This is a genomic window from Sphingopyxis sp. 10G20-10 (genome assembly GCF_057365075.1).
Genome location: NZ_CP195117.1, coordinates 1,680,835 through 1,702,733, shown reverse-complemented (window position 1 = coordinate 1,702,733; position 21,899 = coordinate 1,680,835). Strand labels below are relative to the sequence as shown.

The following is a 21,899-nucleotide window of genomic DNA, read 5'->3' as shown; positions in this document are numbered from 1 at the left end:
TACGCAAGGGGGTGCGACCGCTTGCACCCCCTTGCCGCGCTGCACCATGACTGGCAAAGCGCCGTCCATTATGACGATGGAAAAAATATTCGATCCCGCCGCGATAGAGGCGAAATGGGCCACGCATTGGGAGGCGGAGGGACTGTTCCGCCCCCACCGCCCCGACGCGACCCCCTTCACGATCGTCAACCCGCCGCCGAACGTCACAGGCGCGCTGCATATCGGCCATGCGCTCGACAATACGTTGCAGGACGTGCTTGTCCGCTATGAACGGCTGCGCGGCAAGGATGCGCTGTGGGTTGTCGGCACCGACCATGCGGGCATCGCAACGCAGATGGTGGTCGAACGCCAACTCAACGCCCATCAGCAAAAGCGCACCGATTTCAGCCGTGAAGATTTCGTCGCCAAAGTTTGGGAATGGAAAGAGGAAAGCGGCGGCCAGATTACGCGCCAGCTGCGGCGTTTGGGCTGTTCGATGGACTGGAGCCGCGAGCAGTTCACGATGGACCCGCATTTCACCAAAGCGGTGGTGAAGGTCTTTGTCGACCTCTATAATCAGGGCCTGATTTACCGCGACAAACGGTTGGTCAATTGGGATCCTGGTTTCAAGACTGCGATTTCCGACCTCGAAGTCGAAACGGTCGAAAAACAGGGGCATTTCTGGCATTTCCGCTATCCGCTCGCTGACGGTGTGAAAACCACTGACGGCAAAGACTATATCGTCGTTGCGACAACGCGCCCTGAAACGATGCTCGCCGACATGGCGGTTGCGGTGAACGCCAGCGACGAACGCTATGCCAGCCTGATTGCATCAGACGCAAAGGTCGTGCTGCCGATTACCGGACGTATCATCCCGATCATCACCGACGATCATGCCGACCCTGCACTGGGGTCAGGCGCGGTGAAAATCACCCCCGGTCATGATTTCAACGATTTCGAGGTCGGCAAGCGTGCGGGCTTCAAGGCCGGCGAGATGCTCAACATGTTCGACGGCGATGCCAATGTCATCCAGACCAGCGACGGTCGCATCCCCGACGAATTTATCGGCCTGCACCGCTTCGCCCGCGACGGGGTCGATGGTGCCCGCGAAGCGGTTATCAAGCGCCTCAAGACAGACGGCAACCTCATCCCGCATGTCGACAAGGAGGGTGTGGAACATGACGCCGAGCCGCGCACGATCCAGACGCCCTATGGCGACCGGTCGAACGTCGTCATCGAACCATGGCTCACCGACCAATGGTATGTCGACGCCGAAACGCTGGCGCAGCCCGCCATTGCGGCGGTCAAAAAGGGCGACATCGATATCGTCCCCAAATCATGGGAAAAAACCTATTTTAACTGGATGGACAATATCCAGCCTTGGTGCGTCTCACGGCAATTATGGTGGGGGCATCGGATTCCGGCTTGGTTTGGACCTGAAATGGAATGCTTTGTCGCAGCGAACGAAGAAGAAGCTCGCCAAAAAGCGACCAAATATTTTGAAGCCCAAGGCCGAAATTTCAGTCAGATCATATTTTTCGATACAGAAACGCTCGGCTCACGGCATTTCGATCACGAATTGCCTCCGATCGATCCTGACGCGATTATGCTTCGCCGCGACCCCGACGTCCTCGACACATGGTTCAGCTCCGCGCTCTGGCCTTTTGCCACGCTCGGCTGGCCCGAAAATAGCGAACTCGTCCAGCGCCATTACCCCAACGACGTGCTCATCTCGGGCTTTGACATCCTCTTCTTCTGGGATGCGCGCATGGCGATGCAAGGGCTTCACTTCATGAAAGAAGCGCCGTGGAAGACCCTGTATCTCCACGGTTTGGTCCGCGCACCCGATGGCCAGAAAATGTCCAAGTCCAAGGGCAATGTGGTCGATCCGCTCGGCCTGATCGACCAATATGGCGCCGACGCGCTGCGCTTTTTCATGGCCGCGATGGAAAGTCAGGGCCGCGACATCAAAATGGATGACGCACGGCTTGCAGGCTATCGCAACTTTGCCACCAAGCTGTGGAATGCCGCACGTTTCTGCGAAGCCAACGGCATTGCCGCCAGCACAACCCTCACCGCGCCGACAGCCACGCTGGCCGTCAACCGGTGGATTATCGGTGAAGTTGCCGACACGGTGGGCAAAATCGACAAAGCCTTCGCCGAATTTCGCTTCGACGAAGCCGCCAACGCCATTTATCACTTCGCATGGGACCGTTTCTGCGACTGGTATCTTGAACTGATCAAAGGCGCGATGGACGATGAGACCAAGGCCGTCGCCGGATGGGTGCTCGACCAGATTCTCGTTTTGCTCCACCCTTTCATGCCTTTCGTCACCGAAGAGCTATGGAGTGCGACAGGCGACCGTGCGAATTATCCACTGATCACCGCCAAATGGCCCGAGCCACAGACAACCCGCGACGCCGCCGCCAGCGCCGATATCGACTGGTTGATCAAACTGGTCGGCGAATTGCGCGGCGCCAAATCCGAACTCGGCTTGCCCCCCGGCGCCCGCTTGCCAGCGCATTTCCCGGCCAGCCTGAAATCGCGCGCCATCACCCTCGCCGCACCGCTAGAGCGTGTCGCCCGCCTATCCCCGATCAGCTTCGAACCCGCCCCATCGGGTGCGTCGGCGCAACTGGTCGTCGAAGGCGAGACGATCACCGTACCGCTCGACGGCGTCATCGACCTGGATGCCGAACGTGATAGGCTGACCAAGGCCCTGACCGCCGCGACAAAGGAACGCGATAGTCTCGCCGGACGCCTGAACAATCCTAGCTTCGTTGAACGTGCCAAGCCCGAGGCGGTCGAAAAGGCACGCGCCGACCACGCCGCCAAGGACGCCGAAGTGGAGCGACTGACCGCCGCCTTGGCGCGCCTGGGATGAGCGGGGATGGCCGCCCCGCCGGTCCGCCTATCGCCAGCGCGGCAGACCCGGCCTCTGGTCCCGTCCCACCGCGTCAGGTTGCGCGCGGCGGACCGGACCTAACCAGCGGCCCGGTCACAAAAACGCTGATCATCTTTGCGCTGCCGACGCTGGCATCGAACATATTGCAAACGCTCAACGGGTCAGTGAACGCCATATGGGTAGGTCGTTTTCTGGGAGAAAGCGCGCTCGCCGCGACCGCCAATGCCAACATCATCATGTTCCTGATGTTCGCGACATTCTTTGGCTTTGGCATGGCAGCAACGGTGCTCATCGGACAGTCGATCGGGCGCGGTGACATTGATGCGGCGCGCCGCGCCAGCGGCGGAGCGATTGGTCTGGCGGCGTTATTCTCGGTGGCCATCTCCATTGTCGGCTGGTTCACCGCCGCGACCATCCTGCGCTGGCTGGCTACGCCACCCGACGCATTTGCCTTGGCGCAATCCTATTTGCGTATCACCTTTCTGGCGATTCCGGCCTCTATGCTCGCCGTCATGTTGATGATGGCGTCGCGCGGCGCGGGCGATGCGGTCACGCCATTGCGATTCATGATGGTTTCGGTCGCCATCGACATTGTCCTCAACCCCGTGCTCATCCTCGGGCTTAGCCCCTTCCCGCGCCTCGGCATAGCGGGCAGCGCGCTGGCGACCGCCATTGCCGGGACGATCAGCCTCATCGGTATGATTTGCTGGTTTTACATCAAAGATCACCCGCTGCGACTGCGCGGGGCCGAATTATCCTATCTCATCCCGCGCTGGGCAGAATTGCGCTTTACCATCTCCAAAGGTGTCCCGATGGGCGCACAGATGCTGGTTATTTCCAGCGCCGGGCTGGTGATGGTCAGCCTCGTCAATCGCGAAGGACTCATGACGACAGCCGCCTATGGCGCGACCCTGCAACTGTGGAGCTATGTCCAGATGCCCGCGCTCGCCATCGGCGCGGCGGTCAGCGCGATGGCGGCGCAGAATATCGGCGCGCGTCAGTGGGACCGGCTCGCCCCGATCACCAACGCCGGTTTGGCGGTGAACACCGTCTTGACGGGCTTGCTGATTGCATTGCTGCTGCTGTTTGATCGCGCTATTCTCGCCCTTTTCCTCGGTGCTGAAAGCCCCGCGATCGATATTGCGCGTCACATCCAATATCTGGCGACCTGGACCTTTCTGCCCTTTGGCGCCACCATCGTTATCATCGGCACCTTGCGCGCCAATGGCTCGGTGATCCCGCCGCTCATCATATTGGCGCTGGCGATGTTCCCGATCCGGCTGGGTATCTATTATCTTGGCTATCCGACGTTGGGCGGCGACGCCATTTGGTGGAGCTTCCCGCTGTCCTCGCTCGCTTCGCTGGCCATGGCCTGGGCGGTCTATAAGCATGGCGGCTGGCGGCGGTCTACCGATGCGCTGCAAGCCGCCGACCGATTGGCAGAGGCGACGTAATAAGCCATCCGCAACGGCAAGGCGATTCGACCAACCCCCGCTGCCGTTCGACTGGCGACCCAACCGATGCTGGCCTTTGTTGACCATTTGGCGGTAAAACTGCGGCAATGACCTTATCACCACGCCAAGCCGCGCTTCGTGACAAGCGCGCCAAAATGCTTGCCGCCGCCCCCGATTGGCGGGCGTCGGATGCGCGCGTCAATCCACGCGTCGCCATTGGCTCGATTCTCGCCATGTGGCTGCTCTATTTCCTCATCACCACCGGACTCGCTATGCTCACCGGTGCGCCCGATCAGTGGGATTATATCGGCCGTCGCGCCACCGTGGTGGTCGCGGGCATACTGTGCACTTTCATCCTCTATCAGCTGTTGCAGCGTGTCCAGCCGCAGGGCTTTGGTGCGCGTCTCGCTGCCGCGCTTGGAACCGCCGTGCCGCTTGTCATTGTGTATGCGACGGTCAATCTTCTCGTTTTCTTTTACTGGTTGCCATCCAGCGACACAGAAAAGATCATTGCCGAAATTCAGCAGAAGTTTCCGATCGCATGGGAAACGGTGTTGATCCTCGACAGCTCGATCCGCTGGTATTTTTTCTTTGCTGTCTGGGCCGCACTTTATGTTGCGCTTGGTTATGCCAATGAAATGCGTGCGGTCGAACGGCGCGCCAACAGCTATCGGCTCGAAGCCAAAAATGCCCAGCTTCGCGCGCTCCACTATCAGGTCAATCCGCACTTTCTGTTCAACACTCTGAATTCGTTGTCGACATTGGTGATGCGTGGGTCGCGTGACGACGCGGAAAAGATGATCATGAACCTGTCGGCCTTCCTCCGTTCCAGCCTCGCGGTCGATCCCGAACAATTGGTCAGCCTCGATGAGGAAATTGCACTTCAGCGACTTTATCTGGATATTGAACAGGCGCGATTCCCCGACCGCTTGCGTGTTGAAATGAATATGCCGGATGAGCTTAAGGACGCCTGTTTGCCGGTACTGATCCTGCAACCGATTATCGAGAATGCGATCAAATATGGTGTTGGCCCCAGCAAGGGAACGATTGCCATTCGCTTGTCCGCAGGCGCGGAATATGGACTGCTGATCCTGCGCGTGGAAAATGACATCGACGAAAACGCGCCGGTTCCACCGGCAGGAACCGGACTTGGCCTCGGCAATGTGCGCGAGCGGCTGCTGACCCGCTATGGCCCAACGGCGGGCTGCGAATGGGGTAAAAGCGACCGTGGCGGCTTTATGGTATCGCTCTGGTTGCCCTTGACGCGAGCGGGGTGCTGATGATGAGCCAGGTGCTTCGTACACTCATCGTTGACGATGAACCTCTGGCCATCGAACGGCTACAAATCATGGCGGGACAACAGGACGGCATCTCGCTGGTCGGAACGGCTGGTGATGGCGCATCTGCGCTGCGGCTGGTCGAGGCGCTGGCGCCCGATTTGTTACTCTGTGATATCGCCATGCCCGATCTCAACGGATTAGAAGTGGCGGCGGCCATCGAACGGCTCGACAATCCACCGGCCGTTGTCTTTGTCACAGCCTTTGATCGCTATGCCGTCGCCGCTTTTGACGTTGCCGCCGTCGACTATCTGCTCAAACCCGTCGCAACCGACCGGTTGGCGCGCGCCATTGCCCGGGTGCGCGAATGGCACGCCAGCGAACGCAATCCTGTTAGCAAAGGACACTGGATCAGTGAGTTTTGGGTGCAGAACCGCGGGGATATGCTGCGTGTCGATGCGAACCATGTCGATTTGATCGAGGCTGAACGCGACTATATGCGCCTGCATCTGGGTCAGCGCAGTTGGCTCATCCATCAAACAATCAAGGAATTGGAAGCGCGAATGGATCCCGCGCGCTTCATGCGTATTCACCGATCAAAAATGGTTCGCCGCGATGGCATTATCGGCCTGAAACATCATGGCGACGGGGCATGGAGCGTCGATTTGGGCGAAGGCGGCGTCCACCGCATTGGCCGCACTTATCTCCACGATGTAAAGGCGATCATGCAAGGGACATGATCGCCTTTAAGGACCGCGAGGCATGAACGTAGTGACTCGCTGCCATTTGTGACGAGTCAACGGGCGGTTTCGAGTCTTACATCCTGGGCTGCAAATTGGCTGCCATGCCTGTCGAATAACCTAGCTAACTGTTCATTCGCATCATGCCTTGCTGCCTCCATACATTTCTGCGTCTTTACCCGCTCGCTTAGCTCTCTTCCTGTCCGGTAAAGACAGACATTACGAATCGCCATTCGTATACGCGACTTTAGCGCCGCTTGCCCTTTCGGGCTGGAAAGATTCAGATCGTCGTGATTGACCACAATCTGATTTCGGCTTTCAATGGGGCTTTCTGCATGAGCAGCCGTTCCAATTCCGGCTAGCGCAATCGGCGCTGCCATCAATAATAGTTTGGAAAGTTTCATCGTCGCATCCTCTCTCGACCAGGGGGGGAGATATGCGGGACATGAAAACTCGGACCGGGGAAGATCGCCTTTTCCATATCCCGCATCTTGGTTATGCGACATCTTGTTACGCAATTCAGTTCAGTTTCGACAGAAAAATATATGCACTCGACTAGCAGACGAAATGTCCTGAGGCGTCGACGAATGGTCAGACACCATTTTTCGGCCATGGGTACTGCGCCTAGGAATTTGCACCATGCTGCGATAAACTATCGATACGATGATCGGAAAGACTTTGCCTTGATGACACCGGACGACTGGGCTCGAAAGACATTGCTCTGGCTGATTTTCCTCGCGATCGGCTCTGTCGTCGGCGTCTGGTTAGGCAATATGATAGTCTCTGACTTCCGACCTCTGACGGGCGCGAACATCACGCCCTATGCCGAATTGTCCGGCAATCCGGATGCCCTGTCCGCCGACAGTCACCCCTTCACCCCCTGCGAGAACTGCGCGGATAGTTATGGCAGCGCCCGCTATGCGAACGAACAGCGCGCCCGTGACTATGATGACGGCTATCGCGCTTTGGGCCGCGTTGCGGTCGATTATCCACAGTCCGAAAACCACGCCGACGATTATCGCTATGGCGGAGGCTTTTCTGAAATGTCGCCCCTCGAAGACGCAGCGCTACTAGCTGACCGTCACACGTCCACCGATACGACAACGCCCAAAAGGGGCGAGACAAAACGGGTGGTCGTGCAGCCGCTGGAAGCGCAGCCAGACGCAGCCCCGCTAGACCGGAACACCACCCCGCTCATCTATTGAACCGTTATCAACGCGGCTTTTGTGGCGATGGTGCGCAACGGCTTGTATCGCCTGCCTTGCATGCTGCCACATCAGCTTCCCAAGCCATGCGTTCGGCGGCAGACATCTCAGAAATCCGCTTCTTTTCGGCTTCATAGGCCGCCGTTTCGTCGGTGAAGAGCTGCTGATCCTGCGCCTCCTCGCGCTCAGCCTGATCGACACTCAAGCGGTAAGCGGCGGTTTCTGCTTCGGCACGCGCGGCCTGTTCGGCGTTCAACTGCGCGGTGTTGGCGCGCTCTTCGGTGGTGGTACCATCGGGCAGCGGTTCAAACGCGGCCGCCTGACCGGCCATCAACAGCGGGGCAAAGGCCGCGGAACACATAGAAAATCTTGTCATCACTAAACTCCATGGCTTCATTCTGTCGCGCTCCATCGTCTGAGCACATAGGGCATAAACGCATCGGGCATAAAGCCGTTCCCGCACGGTCCCGTCGCCTTCATTTGACCTCAAGACCCCCAACCGTCATCTTGGCCGCATCCTTTCCAACAACTGGCGAGCGCCATTGTCTCATAAAATCAATTATCCCGTCTTTCTCATCCCGCTTGTCGTCCTGCTGACCACCGTTGTCCTAAGTTTATGGTTCGGCGCCAGCTTCACGGCAGCCGAGCAACAGGTCAATGACTGGATTCTTGTTCATTTCGGCTGGTTATTCACTGGCGCTGGCATCAGCTTCCTGATCTTGCTTCTGATTGTGGCGCTGTCACCCCTTGGCAAGTCGATCATCGGCGGCGCTGATGCAACGCCCATCCTCGGGCGCTGGCGCTGGTTCGCCGTGACGCTGTGCACCACCATCGCTACCGGCATATTGTTCTGGGGCGTTGCCGAACCGCTCTTTCATTTGAACGAACCGCCCACGATGCTGGGGCTGACACCGGGCAGCAACGCGGCGGCGGCCTTCGCCATGTCGACAATGTTCCTGCATTGGACGCTAACACCCTATGCCATCTACACCGTAGCCGCGCTCGCCTTCGCGCTCGTCTATTACAATCGCCGCGAACCGTTCAGCCTGTCGTCGCTTTTCACACCCTTAATAGGGCGGCGCGCGCATGGCCTGTTCGGGACCGGCGTCGATATTATTTGCCTGTTCGCGCTTGTCGCCGGAATGGCCGCCGCTCTCGGCGCGGGGATCATTGCGTTGGCGGGCGGTATCGAGGGGCTGGGAGGGTTTCAGGGCGGTGCGTCCTTGCACTGGCTGATCGCGACGGCGATTGTCGCGACCTTCATCCTCTCGGCAGCAAGCGGGCTTCAACGTGGCATTGCGCGCTTGTCGGTCATCAACCTGTGGCTGTTCATCGGCCTGATCCTGTTTGTCCTGATCGCTGGACCAACGATTCAGGCACTGGGCCTCGGCGAGCGGAGTCTGTCGAGCTATGCCGCGACTTTTCTGCCGCGTAACCTAGCCATTGGCATTGATGCCGACTGGAGCCGCACCTGGACCATCACCTATTGGTCAAACTGGTTCGCTTGGGCGCCAGTGACCGCCCTGTTCCTCGGTCGGCTCGCCGTTGGGTACAGCGTGCGCGATTTCATTCTTTACAATCTGCTGCTGCCATCGCTGTTCGGAGCCATCTGGATGATCGCCATCGCCGGCACCACCATCATCATCGATCAGAACGGAGGCGGCCTCTATGCGATGTTGGTTCGCGACGGACCCGACCCCTTGCTCTATCAACTCTTCAGCGAATTGCGCGGCGGCCCCATCGCGCTGATCTTTCTGATCGTCGCAATTTTCCTGTCCTATGTCACCGCCGCCGACAGCAATGTTTCGGCCATGAGCGCGCTGTCGACGCATGGCATTTCGCCCGAGGCGCCAGAGGCCCCATTGATGATCAAGATTGTCTGGGGAATAACAGTCGGGCTTGTCGCGACGGTTTTGGTATCGGCATCGGGGCTAGAGGGTATTCGCATGATGTCGGTGCTCGGCGGTTTTCCGGCGCTGTTCGTTATTCTTTGTGCCGCACTGTCGCTGGCCGTGATGATGGTGCGGGGACAGCAAACCGCCGCCCCCGCCACCATCTGACATCACATTACCAAATGCGCGTGCGCTTGTCGGGCGCGACATAATATTTGGAATCCGCGCCGATATTGAACGCCTTGTACCAAGCGTCCAGATTGCGCACTGGCCCGATGACACGCCATTTTGCGGGGCTGTGCGGGTCGCTTGCCATTTGCTGACGGGTGCTATCCTCACGCTGCTTGTCACGCCATGATTGGGCAAAGGAGAGGAAGAAGCGCTGATCGCCCGTCAACCCGTCGATTACCGGCGCATCCTTGCCACCAAGCGCGCGATGATAGGCGTCATAAGCAATCTGTAGCCCAGCGAGATCGGCGATATTCTCACCCATCGTCAGATCGGGATTGATGAACATGCCCGGCACCGCCTCATAGGTCGCATATTGCGCCCCAAAGCCCTTGGCCTCGGCGTCAAACCGCTTGGCATCGGCGGGCGTCCACCAGTCATGCACCGCTCCATCGGCATCAATCTTGCGACCCTGATCGTCGAAACCATGGCTGATTTCATGCCCGATGATCGCACCGATCGACCCATAGTTGACCGCTTCATCCGCGCTTTCGCTGAAATAAGGAGCCTGCAAAATGCCCGCCGGAAACACAATCTTGTTCTCCAGCCCGCCATTATAGGCGTTCACCGTTTGCGGGTTCATCGCCCATTTCTTGCGGTCAACCGGTTTGTTCAAATCGGCCATCGCATAGGCATATTCGAATTTCCCGCTGCGCTGGACATTGCCGTACAGATCAGTCGGGCTGATTGTCAGCGCCGAATAATCGCGCCATTTGTCGGGATAGCCTACCATGACATCCATGCGCGACAATTTGGTCAGCGCCGCTTCTTTGGTCGCGGGTGCCATCCAGTTGTTGCTGCGAATCCGGTCGCCCATGGCCAGTTTCAAATTGGCCACCAACTCTTCCATTTTCGCTTTTGCGCTCGCCGGGAAATAGGTTTTGGCATAAGTCTGCCCAACCAACTCGCCCAGGCTGCCGTCAACGAGCCGCAGGCCGCGCTTCCAGCGCGGACGCAATTCCTTGACCCCGCTCAAAACCTTGGACAGCTCGAACCGGCTGTCGACAAAATCCTTGGACAAATAGGGTGCGGCATTGTCGGCGACATGAAATTCCTGCCACAGTTTCAACGTCGCGATCGGCGTCTTGGCATAAAGCGCCGCAATGTCACGGATCGCCGTATTCTCGTTGACGATAATCCGGTCCTGTGGCCCAATCCCGGCCCCAGCAAACCAGGCTGTCCAGTCGAGGCCGGGCGCATAGGCGCTTAGCTCGGCCGATGACATGGGATTGTTGATCTTGCTGATGTCGCGGCGGTCGGCGATTTTCCAGCTCGCCTTGGCGATATCGGTCTCGAACGCCATGATCGCATCGGCGGCGGCCTCGGGATCTTTGGTGCCGACCGCGGTCAGCGTCCGCACGATATAAGCGCGATAGGCGTCACGCTGGGGCTTGAATTGGTCGTCCAAATAATATTCGCGCTCGGGTAGGCCCAAACCATCCTGGCCCATCCACAGCGAATTCATGGTGGGATCATCGGGGTCAGAATAAGGTCCAGCGCTGACGATAGAAAGGCCAAAACCGCCCTGCGTCGTTCCCATAAACCGCGCCATGTCGCTCTTGGTCTGGATCGCCTCGACCTTGGCAATATCGGCCAGCAGCGGCTTGGCACCCAACGCGTCCACGCGCGCTTCGTCCATAAAGCTTTGATACAGGCCGCCCACTTGACCATCGGCCGGGGCGCCCAGCACCAGCGCGCGCAACTGCCGCTGGGTCAGATTATAGACGTCATAGCCGACCCCTGCGGACCCTTGATCGTCGGGAATTTCGGTGTGGGCGAACCATGCACCATTGGCATAGGCATCAAAATCATCGCCCGGTTTCACGCTGGTATCGCGCGCTGTCAGATCGACGCCCCAGTCGCCAAAGGTCAGCGGGGCGACGGATGTGTCGTCACTTGCCGCTGCGTCACCGTCTGCCATAATCTGCGTCTGCGCGATCATCTGTTGCGCTTGCGGTGTTCCCGTCATCGCGCCCATTGCCAGCGCCAAGGCGGCTGACGACGTAAGCCAATTCATCTGCATAAAAATTCTCCTGGTCCCCGTGGCCACCGTCTCAAACGCGCGACCTCTGCTGAATTGTCTTTCACTCCCGCCGCTTACCGTCAAGCAGACAATGGTCGTTGGTCGATGCGACAGATGCTTTGGTAGAATTTACCCTCGACGATATCCTCACCCGGCTTGGCCGATGCCACCACCGACAACCTTGCATCGCTCCGCCCCCTGCCCCATTTGATGGCGACCCCCGTGCGCCCCTTGCGCGTTAAGAACAAATCTGGAACAAAGCCCTCCCATGAGTCTCACCCACATCTCTGTCCGCGGCGCGCGCGAACATAATCTCAAAGGCGTCGATGTCGACTTGCCGCGCGACAAGTTGATCGTCATCACCGGACTCAGCGGCAGCGGCAAATCCAGCCTCGCCTTTGACACCATTTATGCCGAGGGGCAGCGGCGCTATGTCGAGAGCCTGTCGGCCTATGCCCGCCAGTTCCTCGAAATGATGCAAAAGCCCGATGTCGAGCATATCGACGGCCTGTCTCCGGCGATCAGCATCGAACAGAAAACGACCAGCCGCAACCCGCGCTCGACGGTCGCGACGGTCACCGAAATCTATGACTATATGCGCCTGTTGTGGGCGCGCGTCGGCATCCCCTATTCGCCTGCAACCGGCGAGCCGATTACCGCGCAGACGGTCAGCATGATGGTCGACCGCGTGATGGAATTGCCAGAGGGCACCCGCGCCTATCTGCTCGCCCCCGTCGTGCGCGGGCGCAAGGGCGAGTATCGCAAGGAGCTGGCGCAATGGCAGAAAGAGGGCTTCACCCGCGTCCGCATCGACGGCAAATTTTACGAAATTGGCGAAGCCCCCGCGCTCGATAAAAAATACAAGCATGACATAGAAGTAGTGGTCGACCGCATCGCGGTGCGCGAAGGTCTGGAAACCCGCCTCGCCGACAGTTTGGAAACCGCGTTGAAGCTCGCCGAGGGGCTGGCCTATCTCGACCTTGCCGATGGTGTCGTGCCGAGCCGCGAAGACGAAGAGAGCGGCGGCGCGATGAAGGGCGCGGGGTTGCCCGCCAACCGCATCGTGTTCAGCGAGAAATTCGCCTGCCCCGTGTCGGGCTTCACGATCGCCGAAATCGAACCGCGCCTGTTCAGCTTCAACGCCCCGCAAGGCGCCTGCCCCGCTTGCGACGGCTTGGGCGAGCGGTTGGAGTTCGATCCCGACCTTGTCGTCCCCAACCATGCGCTGACCCTGAAAAAGGGCGCGATTGTGCCGTGGGCCAAATCGAACCCGCCTTCGCCCTATTATATGCAGGTGCTCGACAGCCTCGGCAAAGCCTATGACTTCGACCTGACGACGCCGTGGCAGGATTTGCCCGGCGGGGTGCAGCAGATCATCCTGTTCGGCAGCGGCGGGATGCCCGTCGAGCTGACGTTCAAGGACGGTCGCCGCAGCTATTCGACGCACAAGCCCTTCGACGGCGTCATCGGCAACCTCAACCGCCGCATGTTGCAGACCGAAAGCGCGTGGATGCGCGAGGAGCTGGGCAAGTATCAGACCGCGCAGCCGTGCGAGACGTGCCACGGCGCGCGCCTTCGTCCCGAACCGCTCGCGGTCAAGATCGCGGGCGAGGACATCAGCCTGTCGGCGCAGCGCAGCGTCGCCGACGCGCTCGCCTGGTTCGGCAGCCTCGAAGCCAAGCTGACCGACCAGCAACAGCAGATCGCCCGCGCCATCCTCAAGGAAATCAACGAGCGTCTCGGCTTTCTCAACAATGTCGGGCTCGACTATCTCAACCTCAACCGCACCAGCGGCACGCTCAGCGGCGGCGAGAGCCAGCGCATCCGCCTCGCCTCGCAAATCGGCAGCGGCCTGTCGGGCGTCCTCTATGTCCTCGACGAACCCAGCATCGGGCTGCACCAGCGCGACAATGACCGCCTGCTCGCGACGCTCAAGCGCCTGCGCGACCTTGGCAACACCGTCATCGTCGTCGAGCATGACGAGGATGCGATCCGCCACGCCGACTATCTGGTCGACATGGGGCCGGGCGCGGGGCTGCATGGCGGAGAAATTGTCGCCGAGGGTACGCTGAAACAGGTGCTCAAAAGCAAGACCAGCCTCACCGCCGCCTATCTCAACGGCACGCGCCAGATCGACATTCCCGCGCACCGCCGCGCCGGCAACGGCTTTGATCTGGTGCTAAAAGGCGCGCGCGCCAATAATCTGCAGGATGTCACCGCGACCATCCCGCTCGGCACCTTCACCTGCATCACCGGCCTGTCGGGCAGCGGAAAATCCAGCCTCATCATCGACACGCTATACGCCAGCGCGGCGCGCATCCTCAACGGCGCGCGCATGGTCGCGGGGCCGCACGACAGCCTCAAAGGCCTGGAGCATTGCGACAAGGTCATCGACATCGACCAGTCACCCATCGGCCGCACCCCGCGCAGCAACCCCGCAACCTATACCGGCGCCTTCACCGTCATCCGCGACTGGTTCGCCGGCCTCCCCGAAAGTCAGGCGCGCGGCTATAAACCCGGACGGTTCAGCTTTAACGTCAAGGGCGGGCGCTGCGAAACCTGCACCGGCGACGGGCTGATCAAGATCGAGATGCACTTTCTGCCCGACGTCTATGTCACCTGCGAAACCTGTCACGGCAAACGCTATAACCGCGAGACGCTGGAGGTGAAGTTCAAGGGCCACAGCATCGCCGATGTGCTCGACATGACGGTCGAAAAGGCGGCCGATTTCTTCAAGGCCGTCCCGTCGATCCGCGACAAGATGGCAATGCTGTGCCGTGTCGGCCTTGGCTATATCAAGGTCGGGCAACAGGCGACGACCTTGTCGGGCGGCGAGGCGCAGCGCGTCAAGCTGGCCAAGGAGCTCAGCCGCCGGTCAACGGGGCAGACGCTGTACATCCTCGACGAACCGACCACCGGCCTGCATTTCGAGGATGTGCGCAAATTGCTAGAGGTGCTGCAGGCGCTCGTCGAACAGGGCAACAGCGTCATCGTCATCGAACATAATCTCGATGTCATCAAAACCGCCGACTGGATTATCGATCTGGGGCCAGAGGGCGGGGTCAAGGGCGGCGAAATTGTCGCGGCGGGCACCCCCGAAGCCGTAGCCGCCAACCCGCGCAGCTTTACTGGCCACTATCTCAAACCCATGCTCGCCGCACAAAAATCCGTGGCATCCTGATCGCGGCAGAGGGAAAACCAGTCGATTTTGGAGTAAATCGCACCAAATCCGCACATTTGGCAAAACAATCCTCGCTTTTTTGCGAGAATCTGACATGAGGCTTCGCAGCGCCCCGCATGTTGTGATGGGCGCACACGGAGTTTCACGTTATGCCCACCGGCACTGTTAAATGGTTCAACCCCACCAAGGGCTTCGGCTTTATCGCCCCCGAAACGGGCGGCGCGGACGTTTTCGTCCACATTTCGGCTGTTGAGCGCTCGGGAATGAGCAGCCTCAACGAAGGCCAGAATGTCAGCTATGAGGAAGAACTTGACGAGCGCAAGGGCAAGTCCAGCGCCGTCAACCTCAAGGCACTTTAAGCCAAACCGGACCCGGCCCCGCGCGCAACCGTGCGGGGCCTCTCCCCCCATCCGACACGCCCGCCAGTCCCTCTGATTGCAATTCAGAGCTTGCACATCGGCGTGCTGGCCTTGCGCCAAACCACCCAAATAAGCTATTTACCACATGACACTTCCATGACTCCCCATGTCACAAACCCGTCACACTAATCCCGCAGAGGGCCGGTAACGAGTCGGCGGTCGCTTGCCGTCTCGGTGGTTTCACTTTTGACGGGAAAATTGATGTTCAAGAAAATTGCTCTCCTTGCCGTTTCCACACTGGCGCTGTCGGCGTGTCAGGATCAGGCCGCTTCGGGCGGCGCAGCGCGCGATTATATCAGCGCGGTTGGCTCCTCGACCGTCTATCCCTTCGCGACCGCGGCGGGCGAGAAATTTGCAGAGGCGACGGGCAACAAGACTCCCAAGATTGATTCGACCGGTACCGGCGGCGGCTTTGAACGTTTCTGCGCGGGCGTCGGTGGCGACACCCCCGACATTTCCAACGCATCGCGCCGCATGAAGAAATCCGAATTTGACAAATGCGCGTCCAATGGCGTGACCGACATTGTCGAGATCCAGATCGGCATCGATGGCATCGCCTTTGGTGAATCGCAGCGCGGACCGGGGCTGAAACTGACCGAGGAAGATATTTACAAGGCGCTCGCCGCCAACCCCTATGGCAAACCCAACACCGCCAAAACGTGGAAAGACGTCAATCCGGCGCTGCCCGATGTCGCCATTTCGGTGTTCGGCCCGCCGTCGACCAGCGGCACTTATGATGCGTTCAAGGAACTGATCCTTGGCAAGGGTTGCGACGCCGACCCCGCGATGAAGGCGCTGAAAGCCAGCGATTCCGACAAGCATCAACAGGTTTGCGAAGGGCTGCGCGGATCGCCCTATTACGTCGAGCAGGGAGAGAATGACAATCTGATCATCTCGAAACTCGACAAGAACCCGCAAAGCCTGGGCATTTTCGGTTATTCCTATCTGGAATCGAATCTGGACAAGATCAAAGCGGTGCCGATTCAGGGCGTCTCCCCCACCTATGACGCGATTGCCGACGGCAGCTATCCCGGCTCGCGCCCCTTGTTCATCTATATCAAGAAAGCGCATGTCGGCGTCGTTCCGGGGATCACCGAATATGTCGCCGAATTCCTGAAAGGTGCGGCCAAGGGTGGCTATCTGACCGACAAGGGCCTGATCGTATCGCCCAAGGAAGTCAGCGAGCTTGCCGCAACCAACGCGAATAATATGATGACTCTCGACGGCGCGCAGTTGAAATAAGCGCGGCGGGTGACTCCTACCCCGTTCGTGTTGAGCTTGTCGAAGTGACGTGCTTCTTCTTTTATGAAGGAAGTGCAACCCTTCGACAGGCTCAGGGCGAACGGACTAAAGGGTTTGAATCGGTGAGGACCAAGTGACTTTCAACGCGACCGTCTTGTTATTGTTGATGGCCGGGCTGGCGCTGATCGGTTGGCTCGTCGGGCGGGCGCGCTCGGCGATGCTGGCCAATCGCACGGGCCGCAAACTCCATTCATTGCCCAATTATCACGGCTGGTATGTCGCACTGTGGCTGTTCGCGCCCGCCGCGATATTTCTGGCGGTGTGGACCAGCGTGTCACCTGCGCTCATCACCAATCAGGTGCTGGCCAGCGAGGCGGCGTCGTCGCTTCCCGCCTTCGGTTTTGAACGCGGCGCCATCCTTGCCGATGCGCGCAGTGTCGCGCTGGGCGAGCAACCGGCGGTGAGCAATCCGGTGGCGGCAAAGCTGGTGCCCGCTTATGCCAAGCAAACAAAGCGCTATGCGTGGATCGGCATCGCCGCGATGCTGGCGCTGACGCTGGCGGGCGGGCTTTATGCCTTCACCCGCATCCGTCCCGATTTCCGCGCCCGAACGCAGGTTGAACGCATCGTCATGGCGGTGCTGTTCCTCGCTTCGCTGGTCGCCATTTTGACGACCTTTGGCATTGTGTTGTCGCTGCTCTTTGAATCGATCCAGTTCTTCCGGCTGGTGTCCCCCGTCGAGCTGCTCACCGGCACCTATTGGAACCCGCAAAGCGGCGCGCCGGTGGCGGGGACATTCGGCGGCATCCCGTTGTTCTGGGGCACCGTGTTGATCGGCGCGATTATCGCGATGATCGTCGCCATTCCCATCGGCATGATGAGCGCGGTCTATCTCACCCAATATGCCGCGCCGCGCGTGCGCCGCTGGGTCAAACCGATGCTGGAAATTTTGGCGGGCGTCCCGACCGTGGTGTACGGCTATTTCGCCGCGCTGACCATCGCACCGGCGCTGCGCAATTTCGCGGTGATGCTGGGTATTCCCGGTGCCAGCACCGAAAGCGCGCTGGCGGCGGGCATCGTCATGGGGGTGATGATCATCCCCTTCGTCTCCTCGATGGCAGACGACAGCATCAACGCGGTGCCGCAATCTATGCGCGACGGATCGCTGGCGCTGGGGGCAACACCCAACGAAACCATCCGCCAGGTTCTCATCCCCGCCGCTCTCCCCGGTGTGATGGGCGGCATATTGCTCGCGGTCAGCCGTGCGATCGGGGAAACGATGATCGTGGTGATGGCGGCGGGCCTGTCGGCGAACCTTACCGCCAACCCCTTTGCCAGCGTCACCACCGTGACCGCGCAAATCGTCAAACTGCTCACCGGCGATCAGGAATTTGACAGCGCCAAAACGCTCGCCGCCTTTGCGCTGGGTCTGGTGCTGTTCATCGTCACGCTGCTTTTGAACATCGTCGCGCTGCGCATCGTCAAACGGTATCGCGAAGCTTATGAATAAGGCCACCTCCCCCACCAACTGGACCAGCCCCGCGATGAAGGCGCGCATCGCCGCGCGCTATGGCGCCGAACGCCGGTTCAAGCTGATCGGGCTGCTCGCGGTGCTGGCGTCGGGGGCCTTCCTGGCCTTCCTGTTGGTCGTGATGGTCGGCAACGGACTGCGCGGTTTTACCTATACCAACGTCGAAGTCCCCATCGATTTTGCCGCCAATCCGCTGACCGTCGATGCCTCGCGTCTGGGTGATGCCGACGCCGATCAGGTCATCGCCAACGCCGGTCTGTCCGACATCGTCGCCTTCTCGGCCGACGAGGCTTTGGGCGACGGCGGCGCGGCGCTGATCTCGGAAAACGGCTGGAAAGAGGTCCGCACGCGGATCAAAAATGACCCGGAATTGCTGGGGTCCAAGACCACATATACGGTGCCCGTCGCCAGCAACGTCGATATCATCGCCAAGACCGGCGGAGAGGGGCCATTGGCGAAGCGGGTGGCGGAATTGGAGCGCGCGGGCAAGCTGTCGACCGGCATCCACTGGCCGTTCTTCCGCAACGCCGACGCCACCGATCCGGCGGTTGCGGGCATATGGGGCGCGCTCAAAGGCTCGCTGCTGACAATTTTCATCGCCTTTATCGTGGCGTTTCCGACCGGCGTCCTCGCCGCGCTGTACCTAGAAGAATATGCCCCGCGCAACCGCTGGACCGACATGATAGAGGTCTCGATCAACAACCTCGCCGCGGTACCTTCGATCATATTCGGCCTCCTAGCCCTCGCCGTATTCATCAACTGGTTCGGCCTATGCCAAGCCAGCGCGCTCGTCGGCGGGTTGACGCTCGCGCTAATGACGATGCCGGTAATCGTCATCGCCAGCCGCAACGCCATCAAATCGGTCCCGCCATCGATCCGCGATGCGGCGCTGGGCGTCGGGGCAAGCCCGGTGCAGGTCGTCTTTCATCATGTCCTGCCGCTGGCGCTGCCCGGCATTTTGACCGGCACGATTATCGGCATGGCGCGCGCATTGGGTGAAACCGCGCCACTGCTGCTCATTGGCATGCGCGCCTTTATCGGCGATGTTCCTGGCGGGATTTGCGCGCCGTCGACGGTGCTGCCGATGCAGATATTCCTCTGGTCCGATGAAGTCGACCGCGGCTTTGTCGAAAAAACCTCCGCTGCGATCATCGTCTTGCTGATCGTGCTCCTGTCGATGAATGCCTTTGCCATTTATCTGCGCAACAAATTTGAAAAACGCTGGTGATCATGACCGAACCGTCCGACCTCTTGCCCACCGACCCCAAGATGACCGCGCGCGGCGTCAACGTCTTTTACGGCGACAAACAAGCGATTATCGACGTATCGATTGACGTCGGCGTCGATCTTGTCACCGCCTTTATCGGCCCGTCGGGGTGCGGAAAATCGACCTTCTTGCGCTCGATGAACCGCATGAACGACACCATAGCCGGGGCGCGGGTCGAGGGTAAAATCGAACTCGACGGCGAAGATATCTACAGTCCGTCGATGGACGTGGTCCAACTGCGCGCCCGGGTCGGCATGGTGTTCCAGAAACCGAATCCCTTCCCCAAATCCATCTATGACAATGTTGGTTATGGTGCGCGTATTCACGGACTGGCCACGAGCAAAGCTGACCTTGATGTCATCGTAGAGCGGGCGCTTCATCGCGCGGGTTTGTGGGACGAGGTCAAAGACCGGCTGAACGAAAGCGGCACCGCCTTGTCGGGCGGCCAGCAACAGCGATTGTGTATTGCTCGCGCTATTGCGGTCGATCCCGAAGTCATCTTGATGGACGAACCCTGCTCGGCGCTCGACCCGATAGCGACGGCGAAGATCGAGGAACTCATCCACGAATTGCGCGGCAACTATGCCATCGTCATCGTCACCCATAATATGCAGCAAGCGGCCCGCGTGTCGCAGCGCACGGCTTTTTTCCACCTCGGCAATCTTGTCGAATATGGAAAGACCACAGACATTTTCACCAATCCACGTCAGGAACGGACGAAGGATTATATCACCGGCCGCTACGGCTGACGCCGCCAAGCGCGAAAGGATTTAGGATCATGGCACTCGTCAACGATCATACCGTCAAGGCTTTTGACGAAGACATTAATCGGCTGCGCGGGCTGATCAGCGAAATGGGCGGGCGCGCCGAACAAGCCCTGATCCAGGCGATGAGCGCGCTCAGCAAAGGCGACCTCGACCTCGCCGCCACGGTGGTTCGCGACGACAAGAAAATCGACGCACTGGAAACCGAGGTCGAACAACTGGCGGTCCAGACCATCGCGCTGCGCGCACCGATGGCCGACGATCTGCGCGAGATGATTGCGGCGTTGAAAATCGTCTCGGTCGTCGAACGGATCGGCGACTATGCCAAGAATATCGCCAAGCGCGTGTCGTTGATGGACCAGTCGCGCAAGATCGAGGCCATCCCGTTGCTGATGTCGATGTCGACCATCGTCGCAGAGCTTATTCATGACGCCCTAGACAGCTTTGCGGCGCGCGACGCCGACCTCGCTGTGCGTGTGACCGTTCGCGACAAGTCGGTCGATGATTTCTACAACAGCATCTTCCGCACGCTCGTCACTTTCATGATGGAAAATCCAAAGCATATCACCGAATCGGCGCACCTGCTTTTCGTCGCGAAAAATCTGGAACGCATGGGCGACCATGCGACCAACATTGCAGAGATGGTCTATTATGTCGTGACCGGCGAGCATATGGACGAGCGCGAACGCGGCGGTGCCCCCGAAGATGGTGATGCGGAGCGCAAGTAATGCCCCAGCCCGACCTCTTGCTGATCGAAGATGACGAGGCGATTGCCGAGCTCATCGTCTGGCATTTCGCCCGCGAAGGCTTTTCCGTGCGACAGACCCCCGACGGAGAACAGGCCTTGATCCTCGTCGAGGAACGGATGCCCGACATCGTGTTGCTCGACTGGATGATAGAAAGCCTGCCCGGCATCGAGGTTTGCCGGCGCCTGCGCCGCAATCCCAAATCGGCGAATGTTCCGATCATCATGCTGACCGCCCGCGGCGAAGAGGAAGACCGTATCCGCGGGCTCGAAACCGGCGCCGATGACTATGTCACCAAACCGTTCAGCCCGCGCGAGTTGGTGGCGCGCGCCTCGGCGGTGCTGCGCCGTTTGCGCCCAGCCCTCGCAGGCGAAACCCTGAGCTATGCGGATATCGAACTCGATTCAGTCGCGCACAAAGTGATCCGCAATGGACAGATCATCAGCATGGGGCCGACCGAGTTTCGCCTGCTGCGCCATTTCATGGAGCATCCCGGTCGCGTTTTTTCACGCGGCCAATTGCTCGACAGCGTATGGGGCCAGGATAGCGATATCGAGTTGCGAACGGTCGACGTCCATATTCGCCGGTTGCGTAAGGCTATCAATCTGCCGGGCACCAGTGACATCATTCGCACCGTGCGCTCGGCGGGCTATGCTCTGGATGCCAGCAAAGTCATCTGAGTTTGTTCTGCCTTCATCAGGATTTGCAATGCGGACGCAACATTTATAAAATCCTGTTGTGACCAAAGACTTTTCCCACGGAACCGTTCACGAAGCGCAAGCCGACATGCAGGCGGCCGTGCAGGCAGACCCTGAAATATTGGCGCTTTGGCAAAGCCTGACACCGCTCGGTCGCAACGAATTTATCTGTTGGGTCGATGACGCCAAGCAGTCTAAAACACGGCAGCGTCGCATCGCGCGAACTTGCGAGGAACTGTTGGAAGGAAAAAGACGCCCCTGTTGTTGGCCAGGGTGCATACACCGCACCGACAAAGCGCCAAGCCGGTGGCAACAAGCCGTTCTACTCGACAAGAAAGCCAAATAGGG

At 59.6% G+C, this 21,899-nt stretch carries 18 protein-coding genes; 15 read left to right on the top strand and 3 right to left on the bottom strand.

The features are described from left to right. Nucleotides 1-70: 70 nt before the first annotated feature. The 4 genes from ACR3XE_RS08335 to ACR3XE_RS08320 all read left to right on the top strand — a co-directional run bounded on the left by ACR3XE_RS08335 (nucleotide 71) and on the right by ACR3XE_RS08320 (nucleotide 6,355). Nucleotides 71-2,863, top strand: a complete 2,793-nt coding sequence (locus tag ACR3XE_RS08335) for a valine--tRNA ligase (protein ID WP_486185642.1) — start codon at nucleotides 71-73, stop codon at nucleotides 2,861-2,863. After that, nucleotides 2,860-4,338: an MATE family efflux transporter gene (locus ACR3XE_RS08330; protein ID WP_473698103.1), complete on the top strand. Its 1,479-nt coding sequence runs from the start codon at nucleotides 2,860-2,862 to the stop codon at nucleotides 4,336-4,338. Before ACR3XE_RS08335 ends, ACR3XE_RS08330 begins: the two co-directional genes overlap by 4 nt. 107 nt (nucleotides 4,339-4,445) lie before the next feature. Next, nucleotides 4,446-5,618 carry a sensor histidine kinase gene (locus ACR3XE_RS08325; RefSeq protein WP_473698104.1) on the top strand — a complete coding sequence of 391 codons (1,173 nt, stop codon included), beginning with the start codon at nucleotides 4,446-4,448 and terminating at the stop codon, nucleotides 5,616-5,618. Nucleotides 5,619-5,620: 2 nt separating this feature from the next. Continuing rightward, nucleotides 5,621-6,355 carry a LytR/AlgR family response regulator transcription factor gene (locus tag ACR3XE_RS08320; protein WP_473700332.1) on the top strand — a complete coding sequence of 245 codons (735 nt, stop codon included), beginning with the start codon at nucleotides 5,621-5,623 and terminating at the stop codon, nucleotides 6,353-6,355. 56 nt (nucleotides 6,356-6,411) lie between these two features. On the opposite strand, the gene ACR3XE_RS08315 is transcribed toward ACR3XE_RS08320, so the two are convergent. Beyond that, a complete protein-coding gene (locus ACR3XE_RS08315) occupies nucleotides 6,412-6,759 on the bottom strand; it encodes a UrcA family protein (protein WP_473698105.1) in 348 nt (115 codons plus the stop codon). A gap of 279 nt (nucleotides 6,760-7,038) precedes the next feature. On the opposite strand from ACR3XE_RS08315, the gene ACR3XE_RS08310 reads away from it, so the two are divergent. Further along, nucleotides 7,039-7,560: a hypothetical protein gene (locus tag ACR3XE_RS08310; protein WP_473698106.1), complete on the top strand. Its 522-nt coding sequence runs from the start codon at nucleotides 7,039-7,041 to the stop codon at nucleotides 7,558-7,560. A 7-nt stretch (nucleotides 7,561-7,567) separates the two neighbouring features. Here the strand turns inward: ACR3XE_RS08310 and ACR3XE_RS08305 are convergent, their stop codons facing one another. Further along, on the bottom strand, nucleotides 7,568-7,936 hold the full coding sequence (locus ACR3XE_RS08305) for a hypothetical protein (RefSeq protein ID WP_473698107.1): 369 nt from the start codon (nucleotides 7,934-7,936) through the stop codon (nucleotides 7,568-7,570). Nucleotides 7,937-8,102: 166 nt separating this feature from the next. Between ACR3XE_RS08305 and ACR3XE_RS08300 the strand changes: the two genes are divergently transcribed. After that, nucleotides 8,103-9,620: a BCCT family transporter gene (locus tag ACR3XE_RS08300; protein WP_473698108.1), complete on the top strand. Its 1,518-nt coding sequence runs from the start codon at nucleotides 8,103-8,105 to the stop codon at nucleotides 9,618-9,620. A gap of 7 nt (nucleotides 9,621-9,627) precedes the next feature. On the opposite strand, the gene ACR3XE_RS08295 is transcribed toward ACR3XE_RS08300, so the two are convergent. After that, on the bottom strand, nucleotides 9,628-11,703 hold the full coding sequence (locus ACR3XE_RS08295) for a M13 family metallopeptidase (RefSeq protein WP_473698109.1): 2,076 nt from the start codon (nucleotides 11,701-11,703) through the stop codon (nucleotides 9,628-9,630). Between the two features lie 268 nt (nucleotides 11,704-11,971). Here ACR3XE_RS08295 and uvrA point away from each other — a divergent pair, with 268 nt between their 5' ends. From uvrA to ACR3XE_RS08250, 9 genes are all read left to right on the top strand, one after another. Then, the gene (gene uvrA / locus ACR3XE_RS08290; RefSeq protein WP_473698110.1) at nucleotides 11,972-14,884 is read left to right on the top strand and encodes an excinuclease ABC subunit UvrA; all 2,913 of its coding nucleotides are present in this window, start codon (nucleotides 11,972-11,974) and stop codon (nucleotides 14,882-14,884) included. Nucleotides 14,885-15,033: 149 nt separating this feature from the next. After that, nucleotides 15,034-15,243: a cold-shock protein gene (locus tag ACR3XE_RS08285; protein WP_473698111.1), complete on the top strand. Its 210-nt coding sequence runs from the start codon at nucleotides 15,034-15,036 to the stop codon at nucleotides 15,241-15,243. Between the two features lie 261 nt (nucleotides 15,244-15,504). Then, the gene (locus ACR3XE_RS08280; RefSeq protein ID WP_473698112.1) at nucleotides 15,505-16,545 is read left to right on the top strand and encodes a substrate-binding domain-containing protein; all 1,041 of its coding nucleotides are present in this window, start codon (nucleotides 15,505-15,507) and stop codon (nucleotides 16,543-16,545) included. Nucleotides 16,546-16,678: 133 nt separating this feature from the next. Continuing rightward, nucleotides 16,679-18,055 carry a phosphate ABC transporter permease subunit PstC gene (gene pstC, locus ACR3XE_RS08275; RefSeq protein ID WP_473698113.1) on the top strand — a complete coding sequence of 459 codons (1,377 nt, stop codon included), beginning with the start codon at nucleotides 16,679-16,681 and terminating at the stop codon, nucleotides 18,053-18,055. Then, the gene (gene pstA / locus ACR3XE_RS08270; protein ID WP_473698114.1) at nucleotides 18,048-19,304 is read left to right on the top strand and encodes a phosphate ABC transporter permease PstA; all 1,257 of its coding nucleotides are present in this window, start codon (nucleotides 18,048-18,050) and stop codon (nucleotides 19,302-19,304) included. The genes pstC and pstA overlap by 8 nt, the downstream gene beginning before the upstream one ends. A gap of 2 nt (nucleotides 19,305-19,306) precedes the next feature. After that, nucleotides 19,307-20,092 (top strand): phosphate ABC transporter ATP-binding protein PstB, encoded by a 786-nt coding sequence (gene pstB, locus ACR3XE_RS08265; RefSeq protein ID WP_473698115.1) that lies wholly within the window; start codon nucleotides 19,307-19,309, stop codon nucleotides 20,090-20,092. 29 nt (nucleotides 20,093-20,121) lie between these two features. After that, nucleotides 20,122-20,835, top strand: coding sequence for a phosphate signaling complex protein PhoU (gene phoU / locus ACR3XE_RS08260; protein WP_473698116.1), 714 nt, complete (start codon nucleotides 20,122-20,124; stop codon nucleotides 20,833-20,835). Beyond that, nucleotides 20,835-21,533, top strand: coding sequence for a phosphate regulon transcriptional regulator PhoB (phoB, locus tag ACR3XE_RS08255; RefSeq protein WP_473698117.1), 699 nt, complete (start codon nucleotides 20,835-20,837; stop codon nucleotides 21,531-21,533). The genes phoU and phoB overlap by 1 nt, the downstream gene beginning before the upstream one ends. 106 nt (nucleotides 21,534-21,639) lie before the next feature. After that, nucleotides 21,640-21,897, top strand: a complete 258-nt coding sequence (locus ACR3XE_RS08250; RefSeq protein ID WP_473700333.1) for a YdeI/OmpD-associated family protein — start codon at nucleotides 21,640-21,642, stop codon at nucleotides 21,895-21,897. Nucleotides 21,898-21,899 lie beyond the last annotated feature (2 nt).